Raw genomic sequence first — 21,450 nt, 5'->3', positions numbered from 1 at the left:
CTTGTCGAAGACCTTGGTGATCATCAGCGGCTTGTGCACGCGCTGGCCGGTCGGCTGGCCGGACTGCGGGTCACGCGGGATGATGACCTGGTGGTTGAAGGCCTGAACCAGAACCTGGTCTTCGTGACCTTCCTGGAAGATGTTGCCGACCGAGTCCTCGGTGAAGGTGCCGGCGGTGATCAGGCCTTGCTTGGTGCCTTCGAGGGACAGATACGCGGGTGTTGGCATGAAAGCGCTCCTTGCACGATAGTTGGGGTTGCCCCAAGGCTCATATCCCTCCGGGCGGAAGACCCTTAACAAGTCGCGTGCCAGAAACCTTCAACCCGTTGCAGGACTAGGGCTCCGCTATTCCCGCGGCGTTCTTCGCTGGTAGTTTCCGAACGAAAACCCGGAAATCCATGCAGGAACTTGCACACCAATGTCCAAATCTTGCACATGCTCCCGAACACCGCATTACCCCTGGCCTCCAGCGATTTCCCCGATGTTTTTTTCAATTTCAGGTGGCAAGAACTTGCACGCCAGCCCGTCGACTTCCACGGCGACAGATCTGCGCGGTGTCGAGGGTGCGGTAGCCCAGCTTGAGCGCGGTGCGTACCGAATCGATGACGGCCTGGCCGGTCAGACGGAAAGTGCCGAGGCCGAAGGAAGGAATGCTCATGTTTGGGGCTCCAGGAAGGTTGATCGGTTCCAATGGAGCCCAGTGTGCCGGCTTCGCTTTCCACGATTAAAGCGCCGGCACGGCAATGCCTTTTGACTTCAAATCATGAATGGACTGCCCGCATGTGAGCCGAGCGCAATGCCGCTCACCCCAGCGTGGTGGCAAAGGCTTCGAGCTGGGTGATGACGGTATTCCAGCCGTCGAAGAAGCCGAGCTCTTCGTGCTGTGCCCGAGCGGCGTCGTCGGGGTGCATCACCTGGGCGGTATAGCGGCAGCCGGTGCCTTCGTCGGTCATCGTGATGATCGCGGTGAAGCCTATCCAGGGCGTGTTCGGCCGCCAGCCGCCGGTGAGCATCGAGGTGAACACCAGGCGCTCGCCGGGCACCACGTCGAGGAAGCTGCCAGGGTTGTCGCTGACGCCGCCGTCCGGCCCTTTCATCAGGGTGTGGAAGGCGCCGCCGGGCTTGAGCTCGAACGCCAGCACTTCGGTGGTCCAGGGCTTGGGGCACCACCATTGTCGGAGCAGTTCGGGCTCCGACCAGGCGCGCCACAGGGCACTGCGCGGAGCATCGAGCACGCGGGTGATGATCAGGTCGCGCGAGTCGGCGCGGTCAGCATTCGGGGTCATGGTCCTGCTCCTGTTGGTGGAGTTGTTCGACGAATCCGGCCATGCGGTCCGAGCGGGCCTCCCACAGGGCGCGCTGCTCGGCGATCCACTGCTCGGCCTGCGCCAGGCGCTGCGGCACCAGTTCGCAGGTACGGGTCCGGCCGCTCTTGTGGCTGCGGATGAGTCCGCTGCGTTCGAGCACCGTCAGGTGCTTCATGAAGGATGGCAGCGCCATGTCGAACGGCGCCGCCAGCATCGACACCGACTGCGCGCCGAAACCGAGCGCGCCGATGATGGCGCAGCGGGTGGGGTCCGCCAGCGCCTGGAACACGTCGCTGATTGCCGCTTCATTGTTAGCCATGTGGCTAACAATAGACCCATGATGGACGTTGCCAAGCACTTTCTGCGGGCAACGGGACAATCAGGACCTCCGCCCCACGCCTGGTGCTCGCTCCCAGGCGCAGGGTGCGATCTCCGCTTTTCTCATATGGGCCACGCCTTTTGTCGGATATATCAATTACGGCATTTTTATATGCCTAAATTGATATAGCAGTGTCACCGACCACCAGAGGCTACCGCCATGAAAATCGGATCATCGATACTCCTCGTGCTCGTCACCATGCTCTGCACCCCGGCATTCGCCGTCATCGCGCCCTCCACCCACAACGGCATGTCGGCGACGTCCGCCGCGGCCCTGGACAACCGCCTGGCCCTGCGCGGCCTGTGGCAGGAACACATCTTCTGGATTCGCGACTACGTCCAGGCCAACCAGAACGGCGACAAGGCCCAGGCCAAGGTAGCCGCCGACCAGGTGGTGGCCAACGCCACGACCATCGCCAACGCCATCGCCCCGCTCTATGGCCAGCCCGCCGCCGATCAGTTGCTCAAGCTGCTGGCCGGACACTGGATCGCCGTGAAGCACTACAGCGACGCCAGCGTCGCGAAGGACGCCGCGGGCCGCAAGGCCGCCGTCGGCGACCTGACCGGCAATGCCGGCGCCATCGCCAAGTTCCTCGCCTCGGCCAACCCCAATCTGCCCGAGAAGGACCTGGTGGCCATGCTCAGCACCCACGGTGCCCAGCACATTGCGCAGATCGACCAACTCGGCGCCCATGACTACGCTGGCGAAGCCAAGACCTGGCAGGCCATGCGGCAGCATATCCTGATGCTCGCCGACGCCTTGAGCGCCGCCCTGGTCAAGCAGTTCCCGGACAAGTTCTGAACGCGAGGTCAACGAATGCTTCAAGGAATGGGTCGCACCCAGCAAGACCTGCTCGCCGCCCTGCTTTACCGGGCGGGCGGCATGAGCATCGACGAGTTGGCCGAGCAACTGGCGGTCACCCGTACGGCCGTGCGCCAGCACCTGGCGGCGCTGGAGCGCGACGCCCTGGTCGTGCGCGGCCCCACTCGCCCGACCGGGCGCCGGCCGGAACAGCTGTACCTGCTGAGCGCCCAGGGCCGGGAGCTGTTTCCCCGCCAATACCAGTTGCTCGCCGACCTGCTGATCGGCGAGATCGCGGAGCTCCTCGGGCACGACACCCTGATGCGGATGATGCGCAAGCTCGGCAACCGCCTGGCCACCGAACTGGAAGCCTCGCCGGTGGCGGAGCCGCGCATCGCCGAACACCTCAACGAGACGGGCTACGAAGCGCAGATCATCGCCCGCAGCTCCGGCGAGCTGGAGATCGTCGCGCACAACTGCGTGTTCCACCACCTGGCCGACCTCTATCCCGAAGTCTGCGAACTCGACCTGGCGCTGATCGGCACCCTCGGCGGCCACCCCGTCGAACACCTCGAATGCATGCACCGTGGCGGACAGGTCTGCCGCTTCCACCTGCGACGGACGGCGGACGACGACTCCGCCTGAAGTCCGACAGCGCCTTACAGGGTTCCAGGTGGGCAGGAACGGCCCCGCGCCCACCTACTCCTCGGCACGCCCCGTGCCTTCACGATCGCGCGCGTATCGCCGCGCGAGCGGAAACGGCGGCAGCCAGGACTCGCGGCGGAGAGTCCAGAGCTCGTAGGTGGGTTTCAACTGGTCCGGCGCATCCAGGGAGCCGAGGTTCACCTCAATCTCATCCGCGCTGCGCGAGAAGACCGACGAACCACAGCGCGGACAGAAATACCGCCCGGCGTACTCGTGTGTTTCACCGTCGACCGTCACCGCCTCCTGGGGGAACACCGCGGAAGCGTGAAACAGCGCTCCGTGGTGCTTGCGGCAATCCAGGCAGTGGCACAGGCCGACCCGGAACGGACGGCCCGACGCCACAATGCGGACGCTGCCGCACAGGCAACCCCCGGTGAATCGTTCCATGCGGCACCTCCTCTGATCGCCGGCGCCTGGTCACGCCACGTTCACGGGCATCGACGCCCCTCGCGCCGGCGCCTTGCCAGTGCTGCTGAACATAGCAGTTCGGCGAGTGCCCGGATGGCCGGGCTCCGCCGTCCGGGCCGGCGGCGTGTGGATCAGCGCTGGCTGGCAATCGCCTGGGCCAGCTCCCCATCGTCCAGCGTGGAGCGCGGATATTCCTGCCGGTATTCACGCAGCGCCTGCTCCAGTTGCGCACCGTGGATGGCACCGTCGGAGGCGACGAATGCCAGGGCGTCGTTGTGGGCGGCCTTGTAGGTTCGTACGGAATGGCTGGTGGACTCGCTGGCGGCGGCGGTGCCAAGGCTGGTGGCGATGGTGAAGTGATCGCTGGAATTGCCCCGTCCGTCCATGCCGCTCGCCGGGCCGATGACGGCCAGCAGGAAGATGGTGCCCAACAGGATGCTTGCTCGATTCAAGGCAGGGGTTCCGGCGAAAACGATGTCGTCCCTTTTACCTCAGGACGGCCCCGTAAAGAATGCCGGCGGCCCGCCAATCGCAATCCGCGAGGCCGATCACCCGCCTGAAACCACGACGCCCTCACCGAACCGCGCAGGTATCGAGATGCGCCCCGCATGCGAGTTGCGTTGGCCAGGCACGCGTTGCCAGCCGCTACGGCATCAGCCTGCCAATGGCGGGGACCGGCACGTAGCAGCTCGGGTGGTTGACATTGCAATGGACGGTACTGGCCAGCGGCGCCGGTACTGGATGGACCCACAGCAGGACGTAGGCTGCGCAGAATGCACATTCGAGACTAAGGAAAAAGCGCGGGGCCTCGCCTCGTCCAGATGGACTAGGTTCCTCGTTCGGCGCTGCCCGTCACTCGTCTCTGCGGCCGGTTTCGCGTCTGCGCCGCGGCATTGGGGGTTCGCGCCCCCCTGAGTCGACGGACTGCCGTCCACCGCAGCGTTCCTGGCGGCAGCCGGACCTCACCTCAGCCTGACGATATCCACCGAGATCTCCACCGCCGCAACCGTCCCCCGGTTTTCGAGCCAGTGCGTGGTGTTTCTGTCCTCCGGCCAGCCCACGCCCGGCCCGTAGTCCGTGGCAACGCCGTTGCGGTGATCGGTGATGCGGCCCTGCAGGATGAAGACGGTGCCGGGCCTGTCCTTGTGGTCATGCAGCGGCCCGAAGACGCCGCCCGGTTCGAAGGTCACCTTGCGCATCCTGAGCTGTCGCCCGGCCATGCCCTCGATCTCCGGGCCAAGCTCGACCGTTGTCAGCAACTCCACCGTTACACCGCGCGTTTCGGGCGCCACCTGTTCGTTGCTCATCGCGATGTCCTCACCGTAGCGACAAAACCCTGGGGGCTGTCCTTTCAGTGAAGCCCCGCTTTGCGCTTCAAGGCGGCGACGAAGGGTCGGCGTTACCGGGCGGGCGCGCTCAGCCCAGGATCAGATAGGCCTTGCGCACCGGGGAGCCACCGATGAAGCGCAGAGGCTCGGGCGGGAACGGTTTGCAGCGGCGGACAACCAGGGCGCAACCACTCCATTGGTCCTGGCGTCCCAGCGCCAGGCTGGTCAGGATACGGCCACCGAGGCGGCTCGGGCCGACGCCCACGCCTTCCACGCCCGCAAGAAGGGCCGCCCGCCCCTACCTGACAGATTTGTCACCTTCGCCTCATCCAGCCGTTATCCGTGCTCCTTCACGATTTTCGTGGCCCTCGCCACGCCTGGGCGAAAACAACAACAGCAGGCGGTAACCGACCATCCTGCCCTTAGGAGCACAGCATGTATCGACGCAAACTCCCCCTGGCGGCCTCGCTGCTGGCCTTGGGCGTCGCCTCGCCGGCCGCACTGGCCGAGGAGAAGCCCGAAGGCTTCCTCGAAGGCGCCAGCCTGGAAATCCTCAACCGTAACTTCTACTTCAACCGCGACGCCCGCCACGGCCAGTCCGTGTCGCCGCGCGGCAACGGTTACTCGGAAGTCTGGGCACACGGGATCATCGGCAAGTTCGAATCCGGCTTCACCCAGGGTACGGTGGGCGTGGGCGTGGACGCCTTCGCCATGCTCGGCTTCCAGCTGGATACCGGCGACGGCCGCAACGGTGCCGGCGGCTCGGTGGACATGCTGCCCACCGACAACGACGACCGCACCGAGAGCGATTACGCCAAGGCCGGCGGCGCCGCCAAGGTGCGCTTGTGGGATACGGTCCTGAAGATCGGCGACGTATTCCCCGAGACTCCCGTGGTGCACTACGGCGACTCGCGCCTGCTGCCGGAGAGTTTCCGTGGCCTCACCCTGCAGAACACCAGCCTGGAGGGCCTGACCCTGCAAGGCGGCCGCCTGCACTCGATGAGCCAGCCGCAGTCGCGGCAGATGGACGACGGCTTCGAAACCTTCTACGCCGGCCCCGTGGACTCGCCGTGGATCGCCTACGGCGGCGGCGACTACAGCATCAACGACAACGCCAGTGTCAGCCTCTACAGCAGCCGCCTGAAGGACGCCTGGAACCAGTACTACTTCGGTACCGCGCTGAACTTCCCGCTGAGCGAGGCGGTGGAACTGTTCGGCGGTTTCAACTACTACAAGTCGGTGGACGAAGGCCGTGAGCTGTTGGGCGAATTCGACACCAACATCTGGAGCGCCAGCGCCGGCGTACATATCGGCGCGCACCGCGTCGCCCTGAGCTACCAGCGCAACAACGGCGACAACGACTTCGACTACCTGCGCCAGGCCGACTCGATCTACCTGGACAACTCCATCCAGTACAGCGACTTCAACTCGCCGAAGGAACAATCCTGGATGGTCCGCTACGATCTCGACATGGCCACCTACGGCGTACCCGGCCTGAGCTTCATGACCCGCTACGCGCGTGGCAGCGACGCCGATTACTCCAACGCCAACAGCGTGTACATGCGCCGCGACGGCAACGGCGACCCACTCACCGAGCAGAAGCGCTGGGAGCGCGACATCGAAGCCAAGTACGTGTTCCAGGAAGGCCGTCTGAAAGACCTCTCGCTGCGCGTACGCCAGGCCACCACCCGGGCCACGGCGTTCGAATCGGACCTGGATGAGGTGCGGCTGATCGTCGAGTACCCGCTGTACGTGTTGTAAGGCGATACGCCGTGGCGCCCGGCGGGCGGATGTCGGAATTGTCAGCTCCGGCTCAGCGTCCCGTTAGGTACCACGGCGTATAACGGAAGTCGTCACCGCCCCCAAGGCACTGGTGATGTTTTTCCCCCGCAATACCGCTCCTCTCCCTGGCGCTCCACGTGCCCCTTTGGGGGGAGAGGAACACTTGGCGCCCGTCCGGGCGCTTTTTTTTGCGCCGGGATCGTGCGGCACAGTGGGTGTTGGAAGCGGAACGTCGAAGGCACCAGGCTCAGCCATGAAGGGATGTAGCGGCACGGTCACCGCATTCGCCCCTGTAGGAGCGGGTTCCGCCCGCGATGCTCCTGGCGCGGAAGCTGATCGCGGACAGCGCCAGGCTCGGATCAGTCCTCACCCTAACCCTCTAGAGGGGACCGTTCGGCGCAGGAAGCAATCAAGGCGTCAGCCGATGCGGACCGCTCCCTCTCCCTGAAGGAGACGACTGGGGTGAGGGGAAAGCACGGGCAGGGGTTACCCCGGAAGAAGACAGTTGCTCCTACGGGATCAATGGCGTTTGCCGGAGAGATTTCGCCCAACTCACGATGTCAGGAGGCTTCGCCACGCCCTCGTAAGCGGACTCCGCCCGCGATCTGGCCGACAGGTCAGCCCGACGGCGCCTGGGGTGGAGCAGGCGTCGGGAGCGTGGCAAACCACTGCGATACCGTGCCCATCCGGGGGCACGGCATCGCAGTTCGTGCGGTAACGCGGGCGCAGGCCTGCTCAGCGCTCAACGCCACACACCCTGTAGGAGCGAGCTTGCTCGCGAACAAAACCCGCTGCGAGGTTGTTCGCGAGCAAGCTCGCTCCTACGCAAAGCCGCCAGCGGCGCAGGACCGCAGGACGAATGACGCGCAGCGTTATCCCCCTGCGACGAAACGCTCTACGCATCCTCATCCTTGCGGTGCATCCAGCGATACAGCGCGGGCAGCACCAGCAGCGTCAGGGTGGTGGACGAGAGGATGCCGCCGATCACCACGGTGGCCAGCGGACGCTGCACTTCCGCGCCGGTGCCGTTGGCGAGCGCCATCGGTACGAAGCCCAGCGAGGCCACCAGCGCCGTCATCAGCACCGGGCGCAGCCGGGTCAGCGCGCCCTCGCGGATCGCCACGTCGAGGCTGCGGCCCTCCTCCCGCAGGCTGCGGATGAAGGCGATCATCACCAGGCCGTTGAGCACCGCTACACCGGACAGCGCGATGAAGCCCACGCCCGCGGAGATCGACAGTGGAATGTCCCGCAGCCACAGCGCCACCACGCCTCCGGTGAGGGCGAAGGGAATCCCGGTGAACACCAGCAGGCCGTCACGCACGTTGTTGAACATCATCATCAACAGGGTGAACACCAGCAGCAACGCCACCGGCACCACGACCCGCAGGCGCTCGGCGGCCGATTGCAGCTGTTCGAACTGGCCACCCCAGGTGGTCCAGTAGCCCGCCTGCAACTTCACCCGTTCGCCAATGCGCTGGCCGGCTTCCGCCACGAAGGAGCCGATATCCCGCCCGCGCACGTTGGCGCTCACCACCACCAGGCGCTTGCCGTTCTCGCGGCTGACCTGGTTCGGCCCCTGGAGCAGCTCCAGGCGCGCCACCTCGCCCAGGGTGATGAAGCCGATGCGCGAATCGGCGGCGCCGGCCGGGGCCGGCACCGGGATCAGCATGCGCGACAGCGCGTCGATGTCGCTGCGCAGGTTCTCCGGCAGGCGCACGATCAGGTCGAAGCGCCGGTCGCCCTCGAACAGCGTGCCGGCCTGGCGACCGCCCACGGCCACCGCCACGGTGTCCTGGATGTCGCCCACGTTGAGGCCGTAGCGGGCGGCGCGCTGGCGGTCGATGTTGACGGTGAGCACCGGCAGGCCGCTGGTCTGCTCGACCTTCACCTCGGAGGAGCCCTGCACCTGGCGCAGCACCCCGGCGATCTGCTCGGCGGTCTGGTTGAGCACCGCCATGTCGTCGCCGAAGACCTTCACCGCCACGTCGCTGCGCACCCCGGAAATCAGCTCGTTAAAGCGCAGCTGGATCGGTTGCGACAGTTCGTAGGCGCTGCCCGGCACGCCGTTGGCGGCTTCCTGGATTTCCGCCTCCAGCTGCGCGCGGCTCTTGTTCGGATCGGGCCACTGGTCCTTGGGCTTGAGCATCACGTAGGCGTCGGAAATGTTCGGCGGCATCGGGTCGGAGGCGATCTCCGCGGTGCCGGTTCGGCTGAACATGCGCTCGGCCTCCGGTACCTTGGCCAGCACCTGCTGCTCCAGGCGCTCCTGCATGGCCACCGATTGCGACAGGCTGGTGCCCGGCGTGCGCAGCGACTGCAAGGCGAAGTCGCCCTCGCCCAGACTGGGCACGAACTCACTGCCCATGCGACTGCCCAGCAGCCCGGACAACAGCACCAGCAGCGCGGCCCCGGCGAACACCCAGGCGCGCCGCGCCATCACCCAGTCCAGCACCGGCTCGTAGACGCGCCGCGCGCCGCGCATCAGCAGGTTGTCCTCTTCCTTCACCTTGCCGGTGATGAACAGCGCGATGGCCGCCGGCACGAAGGTCACCGAGAGGATCATCGCGCCCAGCAGCGCCAGCACCACGGTGAAGGCCATCGGGTGGAACATTTTCCCCTCGACGCCGGTGAGGGCGAAGATCGGCAGGTACACCACCATGATGATCAGTTGCCCGTAGATCAGCGCGCGGCGCGCTTCCTTTGAGGCGGCGAAGACTTCATGCAGGCGCTCGCCACGGGTCAGCAAGCGGCCATGATGCCGTTGCGCATGGGCCAGGCGGCGAATGGCGTTCTCCACGATCACCACGGCGCCATCGACGATGATGCCGAAGTCCAGCGCCCCCAGGCTCATCAGGTTGGCGCTGATGCGGTTGCTGAACATGCCGGTGAAGGTGAAGAGCATCGCCAGCGGAATCACCATCGCGGTGATCAGCGCCGCGCGGATGTTGCCCAGGAACAGGAAGAGGATCGCGACCACCAGGATCGCGCCTTCGGTAAGGTTGCGCTTGACGGTGGCGATGGCCTTGTCCACCAGTTGGGTACGGTCGTAGACGGTCACCGCCTTCACCCCCGCCGGCAGGGTGCGGTTGATCTCTTCCAGTTTGGCGGCGGCGGCGCGGGCCACGGTGCGGCTGTTTTCGCCGATCAGCATGAACACGGTGCCGAGCACCACCTCGCGGCCGTTCTCGGTGGCTGCGCCGGTGCGCAGCTCGCGGCCCAGCTCCACCTCGGCGACATTGCGCAGGCGGATCGGCGTGCCGTCGACGTTGGCGACCACGATGTTGGCGATGTCCTCCAGGTTCTCCACCTGGCCCGGCGCGCGGACCAGCAGTTGCTCGCCGTTGCGCTCGATGTAGCCGGCGCCGACGTTGGCGTTGTTGCGCTCCAGCGCCGCCAGCACGTCCGCCAGGGTCAGGCGGTAGGCGGCCAGCCGGCGGGGGTCAGGGGCCACCTGGAACTGCTTGGCGAAGCCGCCGATGGTGTTCACCTCGGCCACGCCGGGTACGTTGCGCAGCTGCGGCTTGACCACCCAGTCCTGGATCACCCGCAGGTCGGTCGGCGTGTAGGGCGTGCCATCCTCCTTGCACGCGCCCTCCTCGGCCTCGATGGTCCAGAGGAAGATTTCCCCCAAGCCGGTGGAGATCGGCCCCAGTGCGGACTCCACGCCTTCGGGCAGTTGCTCGCGGGCCTGTTGCAGGCGCTCGTTGACCAGTTGGCGGGCGAAGAACAGGTCGGTGCCGTCCTTGAAGATCACCGTTACCTGGGACAGCCCGGAACGCGAGATCGAGCGGCTCTGTTGCAGGCCGGGCAACCCGGCCATCGCGGTTTCCACCGGGTAGGTGATGCGCTGTTCGGTTTCCAGCGGGGTGAAGCCCGGCGCCGAGGTGTTGACCTGCACCTGCACGTTGGTGATGTCGGGCACCGCGTCGATGGGCAACTTCTGGTAGCTGGCGATGCCCAGGCCGGCCATGCCCAGTACGGCGAGCAGCACCAGGTAGCGCTGCTCGATGGCGAAACGAATGATGCGTTCGAACATGTCTGCGTCCCGTCAGTGAGCGTGGGACGCCGAGCTTTTGCCCAGCTCCGACTTGAGGACGAAGCTGCCCTCGCCCGCCACCTGCTCGCCCGCCGCGAGACCGGCGACGACTTCGATCCGGCCGGCGCTGCGCATGCCCAGATCGACCGGGCGCACGGCGAAGCCTTCGGCGTTGCGCACGAAGACGCTGGGTTTGCCTTCCACGTCCTGGATCGCCTGTTCCGGCACCACCACCGGCACCGGGCGCGCCCGGTCGCTGACCCGCACGTTGACGAACAGGCCGGGGCGCCAGGCGCCGTCGGGGTTGGCCAGGGTGACGCGAGCCACGGCGCTGCGGGTCTGCTCGCCGAGCAGGTTGCCGACGTAGGCCACGCGGCCGTCGACCTGCATGCCCAGGTCCGGCGCTTGTACCCGCGCCGGCTTGCCCACCCGTACCCGCGCCAGGTCCTGCGGGGCGACGCTGAAGGTGGCCCAGACCCGCGACAGGTCGGACAGCGTAAAGGCGGCGGTGGCCTCGCTGACCACCTCGCCGGGGACCAGGTGCTTCTCCACCACCACGCCGTCGAAGGGCGCGCGCAGCTCGTAGCGGTTGCCGCCGGCGCTGGCCGATACGCCGCTCAGGGCGTTGGTCTTCTGCCTGGCGTTGGCCAGGGCGATCCGCGCTTCTTCCAGGTCCTGGCGCGCCTGCAGGTAGTCCTGCTCGGCGGAAATCCTCTCGCGCCACAGTTCGCGCTCCCGCTCGAAGGTGGTGCTGGCCAGCGTCGCCCGGCGCTGGGCGGCGGCCAGTTCGCTGCGCAGCTCGGACACCTGCTGGCTGGTAATCACCGCCAGCAGCTCGCCCTTCTTCACACTCTGCCCGAGCTCCACCGCCACCGACTCCACCACGCCCGGCGTGCGCGGCACGACATGGGCGGTGCGATCTTCGTCGAAACCGATTTCCCCCGGCAGGCTGAAGGCTTCGTCGAGCTCGCCGGGGCCGGCGGTCACCAGTTGGATGCCGGCGGCGCCGATCTGCTCGGCGCTCAGGTGCAGGCCCTCGTCCCCGGGTTCGGCCGATTCGGCGTGGGCGTGCTCGCTATCGTCGTGGTCGGCGGATTCGCTGTGGCTGGCGGCGGCGGAACCGCCGTGGTGCTCGTCATCGGCATGCGCCGCAGCGTCCTGATGCGCGGCGGCCGGGCGTTCGCCGACCTGCCAGGTGAAGGCGCTGACGCCCAGTACCGACGCCAGTACCACGGCGCCGGCAAGGTGGGTTCTCTTGATCATGGGAACTCCGCAGAAGGTCCGGCGGCGACGCGCGGGCGTCAGGCGCCGGGACTGATGAATAGGTGATTCAGGTGCTGGAACAGGTCATGCACGCACCAATGGCCAGCGCTCCAGTGGCGGGTCGGCGCGACGGCGGACGTCGCCAGCAGGGCGAGCGCGAGCCCCAAGCCGGTGCGCCAGCCACTAGCGCGCCGCCGCGCCGACATCGCCGTAGACCCGCTCGATCCGCCCCCAGGCATCGCTGACCTGGGCCAGGGCCTGGAGGTACTGGTCGCGGGCGGTGATCAGGGTGCGTTGGGCATCGAGCACGTCGAGGAAGCTGAACTTGCCCATCTCGAAGCCCCGGGTGGCGCTTTCCACGGCGGTCTGCGCGCTGGGCAGGATGGTGCTGCGGAAGGCATTCACTTCCACCTGCGCCGTGCTCCATTGCTGCAGGGCCTGCTGGGTTTCCTGGCGCAGGCGCAGCTCGGTGGCGTTGCGCAGGTCGCGCGCCTGGTCGGCGCGGCGGGCCTCGGCGAGGATGTTGCCCTGGTTGCGGTCGAACAGCGGCAGCGGCAGGCTCAGGCCGATCACCGCGATGCGGTCGCTGTTGCCGTCCTCGATGGCCTCCTGGCTGCCGAGGCTGACATCAAGGTCTGGGATGCGCTGGGTCCTCGCCAGGTCCAGGGCGGCCTCGCCTTCCTCGATGCGCGTCTGCGCCAGGCGCATTGGCGCACTGTCGCCCAGGCGGCGCAGCAGTTCGTCGCTGCCGGGCAGCCGTGGCAAGCGGTCGGCGACGGCGCTGCGCACGGCAGTGAAGTCCGCCTGCGCCAGGCCCATCAGGGCGGCCAGGGTCTGGTAGGCATCGGCCCGCTCGCGCCGTGCCCGCTCCTGCTCCAGGCGTACCTCGGCCAGTTGGACCTGTGCGCGGTTGGCTTCCAGCGGCGCCGCCTTGCCGGCGCGCACCCGCCCTTGCGCCGCAGTGAGTCCGCGTTGCGCCAGCGCCACCGACTGCTGCGCCAGGCGCTCGCGCTCCTGGGCGCGCAGGGCGCCGTAGAAACCGGAAATCACCGCGCCACGCAGCTCGTTGCGGCGTGCCTGCAGGCTCAGCGCGGCGGCATCCTGGCCGCGCTCGGCCAACGCCACCCGCGCGCCGCGCTTGCCGCCCAGCTCCAGCGGCTGACTGATGCCGATGGTGGTGGTGCGGTTGTCGGACTCGGTGCCCTCCTGCTCCCAGGACAGCGTGGGGTTGGGCAGCAGCCCGGCCTGCTCGCGCAGGCCCTGGGCGATACCGATGTCACGGCCGCTGGCGGCCAGTTCGGGGTTATGGGCGAAGGCCGCCTGCAAGGCCTCGTCAATGCCGATCTCGCGGCCCTGGGCCCAGCCGCAGAACAACAGCAGACCCAGCATCCAGCCGCCGCCTCTCGGCCAGCGGAAAACACCTCCAGAACGACTCGAACGCACAGTGAACCTCGCGCAGTGGATTTAACTTCGACGGCACACCGTCATTTCCACCGGCGAATCTAGAGGCACCTCTCTAGCGACAAGGTGACTGAATAATTACAAACATGTAATTGGCCAGGCGACTCACTCTCGTTGTATCTATTAAAAAAGGACTCTGCGCTCCGCCATGTAATTTCAGGAAACAATTGGCGAGTTTCAAGCGCCCCTCATGGAGCCCTTGAAACCCTTATAAATCATGACCTTACAGGATTAATTCGTGCCACTTCGCGCACCGTCCGCCCGGTTGACCCTGAAGTCGCTACAGCTTTTAGACTGCGCGCCCTCTACCAGCCGCGGCGAACTTTCCTGTCTGCCTGAAATAGCGCGGCGCCATTATTCGAGCCATTACCGGGTAACTAAGCAATGAAGATCCTGCTCATCGAGGACGACCACAAGACGGCCGACTATCTGCAACAGGGGCTGACTGAAAGCGGCTATGTGGTCGACCGCGCCGACAACGGTGTCGACGGCCTGCACCTTGCCCGGCAGTGCGCCTACGATCTGTTGATCCTCGACGTGAACCTGCCGCAGATGGACGGCTGGGAGGTGCTGGCCAGCCTGCGCCAGCAGAGCGACATGCGGGTGATGATGCTGACCGCGCGCGGCCGCCTCACCGAGCGCGTCAAGGGCTTCGACCTGGGCGCCGACGACTACCTGCTCAAGCCCTTCGAGTTTCCCGAGCTGCTGGCTCGCGTCCGCTCGCTGCTGCGTCGCAGCGAGCGCATCGAGCAACCCCAGGTGCTGCAGATCGGCGGACTGGAACTCGACCCCGGCCGCCACCGGGCCTACCGCGACAGCCAGCGCATCGACCTGACCAGCAAGGAGTTCGCCCTGCTCCACCTGCTGATGAGCCGCAGCGGTGAAGTGCTCTCGCGCACCCAGATCATCTCGCTGGTGTGGGACATGAACTTCGACTGCGACACCAACGTGGTGGAAGTCACCATCCGCCGCCTGCGGGCAAAGATCGACGATCCCTTCGCCGACAAGCTGATCCATACCCTGCGCGGCGTCGGCTACGTGCTCGAAACACGCCCATGAAACCGGCCAGCCTGTCGCGGCGCATCGGCCTGTGGGTCGGCCTGCTCGGCTCGGTGCTGATGTTCCTGCTGGTCACGCTGGCCTACCTGGCCCTCGACCATCAACTGGACATCCGCGCCCGCCGAGCGCTGGAAGACAAACTGGGGCAACTGCGGCACAGCCTGGACGTCGACCCCGGCCTCGCCGGACTGCCGCTGCGCGGGTATGCACTGAAGGACCAGTTGATGGGGCACGACACCCTCAGCGCCGCGCTGTTCGACGAGCGACACGGCCAGCCGGCGCGTTTCAACAACGGCCCCGTCGGCGACCTGGCCACCCTGGATGATTTCGCCGGCAGTGGCCGGCCCTTCGACTGGAGCGCCCCGGATGGCCGCCGCCTGCTGACCGGACGGGCCCTGGTACGGTTGCGCGATGGCCATCGCATGCGGGTATTCCTGACCCTCGATCGCCGCGACGACGACGCCCTGCTCGGCGCCTTCCTACGTTCCGCGCTGCTGGCGATGCCGCCGTTGCTGCTGCTGATCGCTTTCGGCGCGCGCCTGGTGGCCAAGCGCGGCCTGCAGCCGTTGCGGCGCTTCGGCAAGGTCGCATCGCTGGTGTCCACCGAAGACCTCAGCCACCGCATTCCGGTGCAGCACCTGCCCCGCGAACTGGGCGAGGCCGCGCGGGCGCTGAACCTGATGCTGCACCGGTTGGACAATGGCGTGCAGCAACTGACCCAGTTCTCCGACGACCTGGCCCACGAACTGCGCTCGCCGATCAGCAACCTGCTGGGCAAGGCCCAGGTCACGCTGTCGCGCCCCCGGGAGAAGGAGGAGTACGAAGCGGTACTGGCCTCGGGCATCGAGGAGCTGGAACGGGTCACCCGCATCGTCAGCGACATGCTGTTCCTCGCCCAGGTCAGCCATCCCAAGGCGCTGCTGCCCAGGGAGCCGGTACGGCTGGACGAGGAAGCGCGGAAAGTCGCCGAGCTGTTCGCCTTCAGCGCGGAAGAGAAAGCCCTGACGATCGACATCGATGGCCACGGCCGGGTGCAGGGCGACCGCCTGATGATCCAGCGCGCCATTTCCAACCTGCTGTCCAACGCCATCCGCCACACCCCCGACGGTGGTCGCATCCGGGTACGGGTGCAGGACGGCGAGGAAAGGGTGGCGCTGCAGGTGGAGAATCCCGGCGCCGGTATCGCGCCACAACACCTGGAGCACCTGTTCGAGCGCTTCTACCGAGTGGACAAGACCCGCTCGCGCGCCGACGGTGGTACCGGACTGGGGCTGGCCATCGTGCGTTCGATCATGGAACTGCACCAGGGCACGGCCAGCGCCGACAGCACGGAAGAAGGCCCGACACGTTTCCGCCTGGCGTTTCCGCCCCTGCCGGAATGAGCCGTCCCGGCGTGCGCTCTGACGGAAGGCATCAACGGGTAGTGCGGCAGGCCACCCGCTCGGCGCGGTATTCGATGGTCTGCAGATCGCCAACCGAATCCTTGTAGCTCATCTGCATCGGCACCACGCCGCAGTCGCCGCTCATGGGCGTCACCGCCACCACTTCGGCGATGTCCAGGTTCATGCCATAGGTGTACTGCTTCACCTCGGCCACCTGCTCCTGCTCTGCCTGGCGGGCCTGCATGGCCTGCAGCCGGGCCTGCTCCATGCGGGCGAAGGTGATGTCGCCGCCGCCGTCGGCCAGCGCCAGGGAGGACGTGCCCAACAGGGCGGTGAGCAGGAAGATGCGTTGGAGTTTCATGGCAGTCACCTCATCGGTGTGTTCGGAATGACTCCACCTTAAGGCGCCCTCCCTAACGACAGGCTGAGGCGAGCATGACGATTTGGTTATCCGGCCAACGGCACCCGGCTGCGGCCTTCGACCGGCGAGCGGTGTTCGCTCATCCCCCGGGCCCGTACTCGCGAGCAGCACGAAGCAGATGTTGTCGCAGGGAGCGGTGTATAACATCGAACGTCATACGCCCTGCACACCCGTCGCCGCCAAAACGCTCGTGTGACGGAACGACCCCATATGGAGACGCAGCATGGACTGGCTCGAACACCGGATTCCTCCGCCCCTGGTGGCGATCATCCTCGGCGCGCTGATGTGGCTGCTGGCCCGCCCGCTGCCGCCGCTCGGGGGCCGGCTCTGGCTGGCGCTGCCGGTACTGCTGGCCGGTATCGCGGTGTGCCTGGCCGGCGTGCTGTCGTTCCGCCGTGCCCGCACGACGGTCAATCCGCTGAAGCCGGAAACCGCCTCATCGCTGGTGGTCGCCGGCATCTACCGCCACACGCGCAACCCGATGTACCTCGGCTTCGCCATCGTGCTGCTGGCCTGGAGCATCGCCCTCGCCTCCCTGTCCGCCGTGCTGGGTGTCGCAGCCTTCGTGCTGTACATGAACCGTTTCCAGATCACCCCGGAGGAGCAGGCGCTGCGGCACTTGTTCGGGGCGGAGTTCGAGGCCTATTGCGGCCGGGTGCGACGTTGGGTCTGACCGCCTCCCCGCAGATGGCCATTGCCTTTCGCGGGGAAGGGATGAGATATTTGCAAATGCTAAGTATTCTCATCAAGGTTAATCGTGTATCCCTCGCTCCTGCTGGTGGAAGACGACTCCCGTCTGCGCCTCGACCTGGAACGGCATTTCTGCCAGCGCGGCTTTGCCGTCACCACTTGCGTCAACGGTGAACAGGGCCTGGTCGCCGTCCACCAGAACGACTTCGACCTGGTCCTGCTCGACATCCTGCTGCCCGGTATGGACGGCCTGTCGCTGCTGGATTCGCTGCGTAGCGAACGCGCCACGCCAGTGATGCTGATGTCGGCCCTGGGCGCCGAACAGGACCGCATCAGCGGCTTCACCCGGGGCGCCGACGACTACCTGCCCAAGCCCTTCAGCCTCGCCGAACTGGACGCGCGCATCGACGCCCTGCTCCGCCGTGTGGCGCTGGAACGCGTGCGGACGGCACCAAGGCCGGACGGCGTGCTGGCGTTCGACGACGAGCTGCAGGACGTTGCCCACCTGGGCGAGTACGCCGGTTTGACCGCTTCCGAATACCGCCTGCTGGCCACGCTGCATGCCCATGCCGGCGAGCCGCAATCCAAGAGTTTCCTCTACCAGAGCGTGTTGCACCGCGCCTACACCCGTCTTGATCGTGGCCTGGATGTGCACGTCTGCAACCTGCGCCGCAAGCTGGCGGCCATCGGCGTACCGCGATTGCAGATCCAGGCGGTACGCGGCCAGGGCTACGTGCTGGTGGACACGGAACGCCACTGATGCGCCGCCACCCGCTGCTGTGGAAGCTGGCCCTGCTGCAGGTGGGGTTCTGCCTGCTGCTCACCTGGCTGATCTGGACCTGGGGGCTGTCGCTGGAGCGCAGCACCTACTTCCTCGGTGCGGAAGACCGCGACTACCTGGCACGCTATGCCCAGCAGGCCGAGGCGGTCTGGCAGCGGCAAGGCGCCGAGGGTGTCGAACGCTTCCGCCGGGAACTCTCCGCCGCCGAAGACACCTGGGTCGCGGTGATCGGCGAACACCTGCAGAGCCTGGGCAGCACGCCGCTGACGGCGGAGGAGGCCAGCCACCTGACCTTCATGCGCAAGCTCGACTGGCCAATGAGCCGGCGCCTGCAGGACCAGTTGCCCTACGTCAGCATCGAGTTTCCCGAGCACCCCGAACGCGGCCGCCTGGTGATGCAATTGCCGGAACGCCTGCTGCCCGGCGGCCTGACACCCTGGACCCACCTGTTCAGCCACGGCGTGGTACCGGCCCTGCTGGCCGCCCTGCTCGGCCTGCTGATCTACCGTCACCTGGTGGCACCGCTGAACCGCCTGCGCGACCGCGCCGATGCCCTGCGCGCCGACGATCTGGACCGCGAGGGGCCGGGCACGCCGCTGGCCGCCCGGCGCGACGAACTGGGCGAGCTGGCCCTGGCCTTCGAGCACATGGCCGACCGCCTGCGCGCCAGCCTCGGCCAGCAGCGCCTGCTGCTGCGCACCCTGTCCCATGAGCTGCGCACGCCGCTGGCGCGCCTGCGCATCGCTCACGACAGCGAGCTGCCACCGGAGCAACTGCGCCTGCGCCTGGACCGGGAAATCCACGACATGCAGCGCCTGCTGGAGGACACCCTCGACCTGGCCTGGCTGGACACCGAGCGCCCGCAACTGGCCCGCGAACCGGTGCTGATGCTGTCGGTGTGGGAAGCGCTGCGCGAGGACGCCTGCTTCGAGAGCGACTGGGACAGCACCCGCCTGCCCTGCACCCTGGGCACCGAATGCGTCGTCCAGGTACACCTGGACAGCCTCGCCCAGGCCCTGGAGAACATCGTGCGCAACGCCATCCGCCATTCCCCGTGCAATGGCCAGGTGCGCCTGGACGGCTGGCGCGAGGGTGGATTCTGGCACCTGCGGGTCAGCGACGACGGGCCGGGCGTCGCCGAGGAAGACCTGGAACGCATCTTCCAACCCTACCAGCGGCTGCAACCGGCGGAGTCATCCGGCTTCGGCCTCGGCCTGGCCATCGCCCGGCGTGCCGTCGAGCTGCAAGGCGGCCGGCTGTGGGCGGCGAATGGCGAGGCCGGATTGTGCCTGCACCTGTTGTTGCCGGCCGCCGATTCGTCAAGTGTTTAGAAAGTTAATGCGCTTTACTCGCAATTAGCATTAATTATCATTTGAGATCTCCCTGTAATCATCCTCCCCCGGAGATCGAAGATGTCCTCCCGTCCGTTGTCCTTCGTTGCGCCCTTCCTGCTGTTGTCCAGTTGCCTGCTGTCCTCCGCCGTACACGCCGCCAACGCCGATTCCGACGTGGTCGAGTTCGACAGCGAGACCGTCGTCGCCACCGCCGCGGAAGAAGCCAAGCAGATGCCGGGCGTGTCGATCATCACCGCCGAGGACATCCAGAAGCGCCCGCCGTCCAACGACCTGTCGCAGATCATCCGCACCATGCCCGGCGTCAACCTGACCGGTAACTCCAGCAGCGGCCAGCGCGGCAACAACCGGCAGATCGACATTCGCGGCATGGGCCCGGAGAACACCCTGATCCTGGTGGACGGCAAGCCGGTCGCCAGCCGCAATGCGGTGCGCTACGGCTGGCGCGGCGAGCGCGACACCCGCGGCGACAGCAACTGGGTGCCGGCCGACCAGGTGGAGCGCATCGAAGTCCTGCGCGGCCCGGCGGCGGCGCGCTACGGCAACGGCGCGGCGGGCGGCGTGGTGAACATCATCACCAAGCAGGCCGGCAGCCAGACCCACGGCGACGTGACCCTCTACAGCAACTTCCCGCAGCACGGCGACGAAGGCGCCACCCAGCGCATGACCTTCGGCCTCAACGGCCCGCTGACCGACACCCTGAGCTATCGCGTGTACGGCAACGTGGCCAAGACCGATTCGGACGACTGGGACATCAACGCCGGCCATGAGTCCGAGCGCACCGGCAACCAGGCCGGCACCCTGCCCGCCGGCCGCGAAGGCGTGCGCAACAAGGACATCAACGGCCTGCTCAGCTGGCGCCTGACGCCCGAACAGACCCTCGACGTCGAGGCCGGCTTCAGCCGCCAGGGCAATATCTATACCGGCGACACCCAGAACACCAACAGCAACGCCAACGTGAAATCCATGCTCGGTCACGAGACCAACCGCATGTACCGCGAGAACTACTCGGTCACCCATCGCGGCGAGTGGGATTTCGGCAGCTCGATGGCCTACCTGCAATACGAGAAGACCCGCAACAGTCGCATCAACGAAGGCCTCGCCGGCGGCACCGAAGGCATCTTCAACAACACCGATTTCTACACCGCCACCCTGCGCGACCTCACCGCCCACGGCGAAGTGAACCTGCCACTGCACGCCTGGCGCGACCAGACCCTGACCCTGGGCAGCGAATGGGTCCGCCAGGAGCTCGACGACCCCAGCGCCAATACCCAGCCCACCAGCGAAGGCGGCGCGGTGCCGGGCCTGGACAGCAGCGGACGCAGCACCACCTCGTCGGCGCGCATCTTCTCGCTGTTCGCCGAGGACAACATCGAGCTGATGCCCGGCACCATGCTCACCCCCGGCCTGCGCTGGGACCACCACGACATCGTCGGCGACAACTGGAGCCCGTCGCTGAACCTGTCCCACGCGCTGACCGATACCCTCACCCTGAAAGCCGGCATCGCCCGTGCCTACAAGGCGCCGAACCTGTACCAGCTCAACCCCGACTACCTGCTCTACAGCCGTGGCCAGGGCTGCTACGGCCAGACCACCAGCTGCTACCTGCAGGGCAACGAGGACCTCGAGGCCGAGACCAGCGTCAACAAGGAACTGGGCATCGAGTACCAGCGTGACGGCTGGGTCGCCGGCCTGACCTACTTCCGCAACGACTACAAGAACAAGATCGACTCGGGCCTCTCGCCGGTCGGCGAGGCCAGCGGCGGCAGCGGCAACTACGCCAACGCGGCGATCTACCAGTGGGAAAACGTGCCCAAGGCGGTGGTCGAAGGCCTGGAAGGCACCCTGACCATTCCCCTGGCCGCGCAACTGAAGTGGAGCAACAACTTCACCTACATGCTCCAGTCGAAGAACAAGGAAACCGGCGACGTGCTCTCGGTGACCCCGGAGTACACCCTCAACTCCATGCTCGACTGGCAGGCTCGCGACGACCTGTCCTTCCAGGCCACCGTGGCCTGGTACGGCAAGCAGAAGCCGAAGAAGTACGACTACCAGGGCAACCGCGTGACCGGCAGCGCCAACGACGAACTCTCGCCCTACGCCATCGCCGGCCTGAGCGGCACCTATGCCTTCACTCGGAACCTCAGCCTCACCGCCGGCGTCGACAACCTCTTCGACAAGCGCCTGTTCCGCGCCGGCAACGCCCAGAGCGTGAACAACATCGCCGGCGCCGGCGCGGCGACCTACAACGAGCCGGGGCGCACCCTCTACACCAGCCTGACCGCGTCCTTCTGA

At 66.8% G+C, this 21,450-nt stretch carries 20 protein-coding genes and 2 pseudogenes; 9 read left to right on the top strand and 13 right to left on the bottom strand.

Going from position 1 to position 21,450, the window contains the following annotated elements; all coding sequences use genetic code 11:
* From tssD to ACYCAX_RS07665, 4 genes and pseudogenes are all read right to left on the bottom strand, one after another.
* A partial coding sequence (tssD, locus tag ACYCAX_RS07680; protein ID WP_460247732.1) for a type VI secretion system tube protein TssD occupies positions 1–228 on the bottom strand: 228 nt, incomplete at its 3' end.
* 316 nt (positions 229–544) lie between these two features.
* Positions 545–658, bottom strand: a pseudogene (dkgB, locus tag ACYCAX_RS07675) (2,5-didehydrogluconate reductase DkgB); the annotation flags it as partial.
* A 145-nt stretch (positions 659–803) separates the two neighbouring features.
* On the bottom strand, positions 804–1,286 hold the full coding sequence (locus ACYCAX_RS07670) for an SRPBCC family protein (protein WP_015477110.1): 483 nt from the start codon (positions 1,284–1,286) through the stop codon (positions 804–806).
* Positions 1,270–1,626: an ArsR/SmtB family transcription factor gene (locus ACYCAX_RS07665; protein ID WP_015477109.1), complete on the bottom strand. Its 357-nt coding sequence runs from the start codon at positions 1,624–1,626 to the stop codon at positions 1,270–1,272. The genes ACYCAX_RS07670 and ACYCAX_RS07665 overlap by 17 nt, the downstream gene beginning before the upstream one ends.
* A 219-nt stretch (positions 1,627–1,845) precedes the next feature.
* On the opposite strand from ACYCAX_RS07665, the gene ACYCAX_RS07660 reads away from it, so the two are divergent.
* Positions 1,846–2,487, top strand: a complete 642-nt coding sequence (locus ACYCAX_RS07660; RefSeq protein ID WP_041711944.1) for a hypothetical protein — start codon at positions 1,846–1,848, stop codon at positions 2,485–2,487.
* Between the two features lie 15 nt (positions 2,488–2,502).
* On the top strand, positions 2,503–3,132 hold the full coding sequence (locus tag ACYCAX_RS07655) for a helix-turn-helix transcriptional regulator (RefSeq protein WP_041711943.1): 630 nt from the start codon (positions 2,503–2,505) through the stop codon (positions 3,130–3,132).
* A 54-nt stretch (positions 3,133–3,186) separates the two neighbouring features.
* Here the strand turns inward: ACYCAX_RS07655 and ACYCAX_RS07650 are convergent, their stop codons facing one another.
* The 4 genes and pseudogenes from ACYCAX_RS07650 to ACYCAX_RS07635 all read right to left on the bottom strand — a co-directional run.
* Positions 3,187–3,579, bottom strand: coding sequence for a GFA family protein (locus ACYCAX_RS07650; protein WP_015477106.1), 393 nt, complete (start codon positions 3,577–3,579; stop codon positions 3,187–3,189).
* A gap of 152 nt (positions 3,580–3,731) precedes the next feature.
* Positions 3,732–4,052, bottom strand: coding sequence for a DUF2388 domain-containing protein (locus ACYCAX_RS07645; RefSeq protein WP_236620518.1), 321 nt, complete (start codon positions 4,050–4,052; stop codon positions 3,732–3,734).
* A 510-nt stretch (positions 4,053–4,562) separates the two neighbouring features.
* Positions 4,563–4,907, bottom strand: a complete 345-nt coding sequence (locus tag ACYCAX_RS07640) for a cupin domain-containing protein (RefSeq protein ID WP_460247731.1) — start codon at positions 4,905–4,907, stop codon at positions 4,563–4,565.
* Between the two features lie 121 nt (positions 4,908–5,028).
* Positions 5,029–5,205: pseudogene (locus ACYCAX_RS07635) on the bottom strand (amine oxidase); the annotation flags it as partial.
* Between the two features lie 158 nt (positions 5,206–5,363).
* Between ACYCAX_RS07635 and ACYCAX_RS07630 the strand changes: the two are divergent.
* Entirely contained in the window at positions 5,364–6,689 is a 1,326-nt protein-coding gene (locus ACYCAX_RS07630; protein ID WP_015477102.1) for an OprD family porin, read from the top strand.
* Positions 6,690–7,605: 916 nt separating this feature from the next.
* On the opposite strand, the gene ACYCAX_RS07625 is transcribed toward ACYCAX_RS07630, so the two are convergent.
* The 4 genes from ACYCAX_RS07625 to ACYCAX_RS07610 are packed head-to-tail and all read right to left on the bottom strand — an operon-like array spanning position 7,606 to position 13,398.
* Positions 7,606–10,746: a CusA/CzcA family heavy metal efflux RND transporter gene (locus tag ACYCAX_RS07625; protein WP_460247730.1), complete on the bottom strand. Its 3,141-nt coding sequence runs from the start codon at positions 10,744–10,746 to the stop codon at positions 7,606–7,608.
* 12 nt (positions 10,747–10,758) lie between these two features.
* Positions 10,759–12,009 carry an efflux RND transporter periplasmic adaptor subunit gene (locus tag ACYCAX_RS07620; RefSeq protein ID WP_294975185.1) on the bottom strand — a complete coding sequence of 417 codons (1,251 nt, stop codon included), beginning with the start codon at positions 12,007–12,009 and terminating at the stop codon, positions 10,759–10,761.
* Positions 12,010–12,047: 38 nt separating this feature from the next.
* On the bottom strand, positions 12,048–12,176 hold the full coding sequence (locus ACYCAX_RS07615; protein WP_269078307.1) for a hypothetical protein: 129 nt from the start codon (positions 12,174–12,176) through the stop codon (positions 12,048–12,050).
* Positions 12,177–12,192: 16 nt separating this feature from the next.
* Entirely contained in the window at positions 12,193–13,398 is a 1,206-nt protein-coding gene (locus tag ACYCAX_RS07610; RefSeq protein WP_294975182.1) for a TolC family protein, read from the bottom strand.
* Positions 13,399–13,854: 456 nt separating this feature from the next.
* On the opposite strand from ACYCAX_RS07610, the gene ACYCAX_RS07605 reads away from it, so the two are divergent.
* Both ACYCAX_RS07605 and ACYCAX_RS07600 read left to right on the top strand, forming a co-directional pair.
* Complete coding sequence (locus ACYCAX_RS07605) at positions 13,855–14,529, top strand: heavy metal response regulator transcription factor (RefSeq protein WP_015477098.1); 675 nt, start codon at positions 13,855–13,857, stop codon at positions 14,527–14,529.
* Positions 14,526–15,911, top strand: a complete 1,386-nt coding sequence (locus ACYCAX_RS07600; RefSeq protein WP_294975177.1) for a heavy metal sensor histidine kinase — start codon at positions 14,526–14,528, stop codon at positions 15,909–15,911. The genes ACYCAX_RS07605 and ACYCAX_RS07600 overlap by 4 nt, the downstream gene beginning before the upstream one ends.
* Positions 15,912–15,942: 31 nt before the next feature.
* Here the strand turns inward: ACYCAX_RS07600 and ACYCAX_RS07595 are convergent, their stop codons facing one another.
* The gene (locus tag ACYCAX_RS07595; RefSeq protein ID WP_015477096.1) at positions 15,943–16,272 is read right to left on the bottom strand and encodes a DUF2790 domain-containing protein; all 330 of its coding nucleotides are present in this window, start codon (positions 16,270–16,272) and stop codon (positions 15,943–15,945) included.
* Positions 16,273–16,555: 283 nt separating this feature from the next.
* Between ACYCAX_RS07595 and ACYCAX_RS07590 the strand changes: the two genes are divergently transcribed.
* From ACYCAX_RS07590 to ACYCAX_RS07575, 4 genes are all read left to right on the top strand, one after another.
* A complete protein-coding gene (locus ACYCAX_RS07590; protein WP_294975174.1) occupies positions 16,556–17,005 on the top strand; it encodes a methyltransferase family protein in 450 nt (149 codons plus the stop codon).
* A gap of 84 nt (positions 17,006–17,089) precedes the next feature.
* Positions 17,090–17,782 carry a response regulator transcription factor gene (locus ACYCAX_RS07585; protein ID WP_015477094.1) on the top strand — a complete coding sequence of 231 codons (693 nt, stop codon included), beginning with the start codon at positions 17,090–17,092 and terminating at the stop codon, positions 17,780–17,782.
* Positions 17,782–19,134 (top strand): HAMP domain-containing sensor histidine kinase, encoded by a 1,353-nt coding sequence (locus ACYCAX_RS07580; RefSeq protein WP_460247729.1) that lies wholly within the window; start codon positions 17,782–17,784, stop codon positions 19,132–19,134. Before ACYCAX_RS07585 ends, ACYCAX_RS07580 begins: the two co-directional genes overlap by 1 nt.
* 81 nt (positions 19,135–19,215) lie before the next feature.
* The gene (locus ACYCAX_RS07575) at positions 19,216–21,450 is read left to right on the top strand and encodes a TonB-dependent siderophore receptor (RefSeq protein ID WP_294975168.1); all 2,235 of its coding nucleotides are present in this window, start codon (positions 19,216–19,218) and stop codon (positions 21,448–21,450) included.

The sequence above is a fragment of the Pseudomonas sp. MT3 genome, from assembly GCF_054720805.1.
The sequence above is the reverse complement of the archived record's forward strand: the minus strand, read 5'-3'. Positions and strand labels throughout refer to the sequence as shown.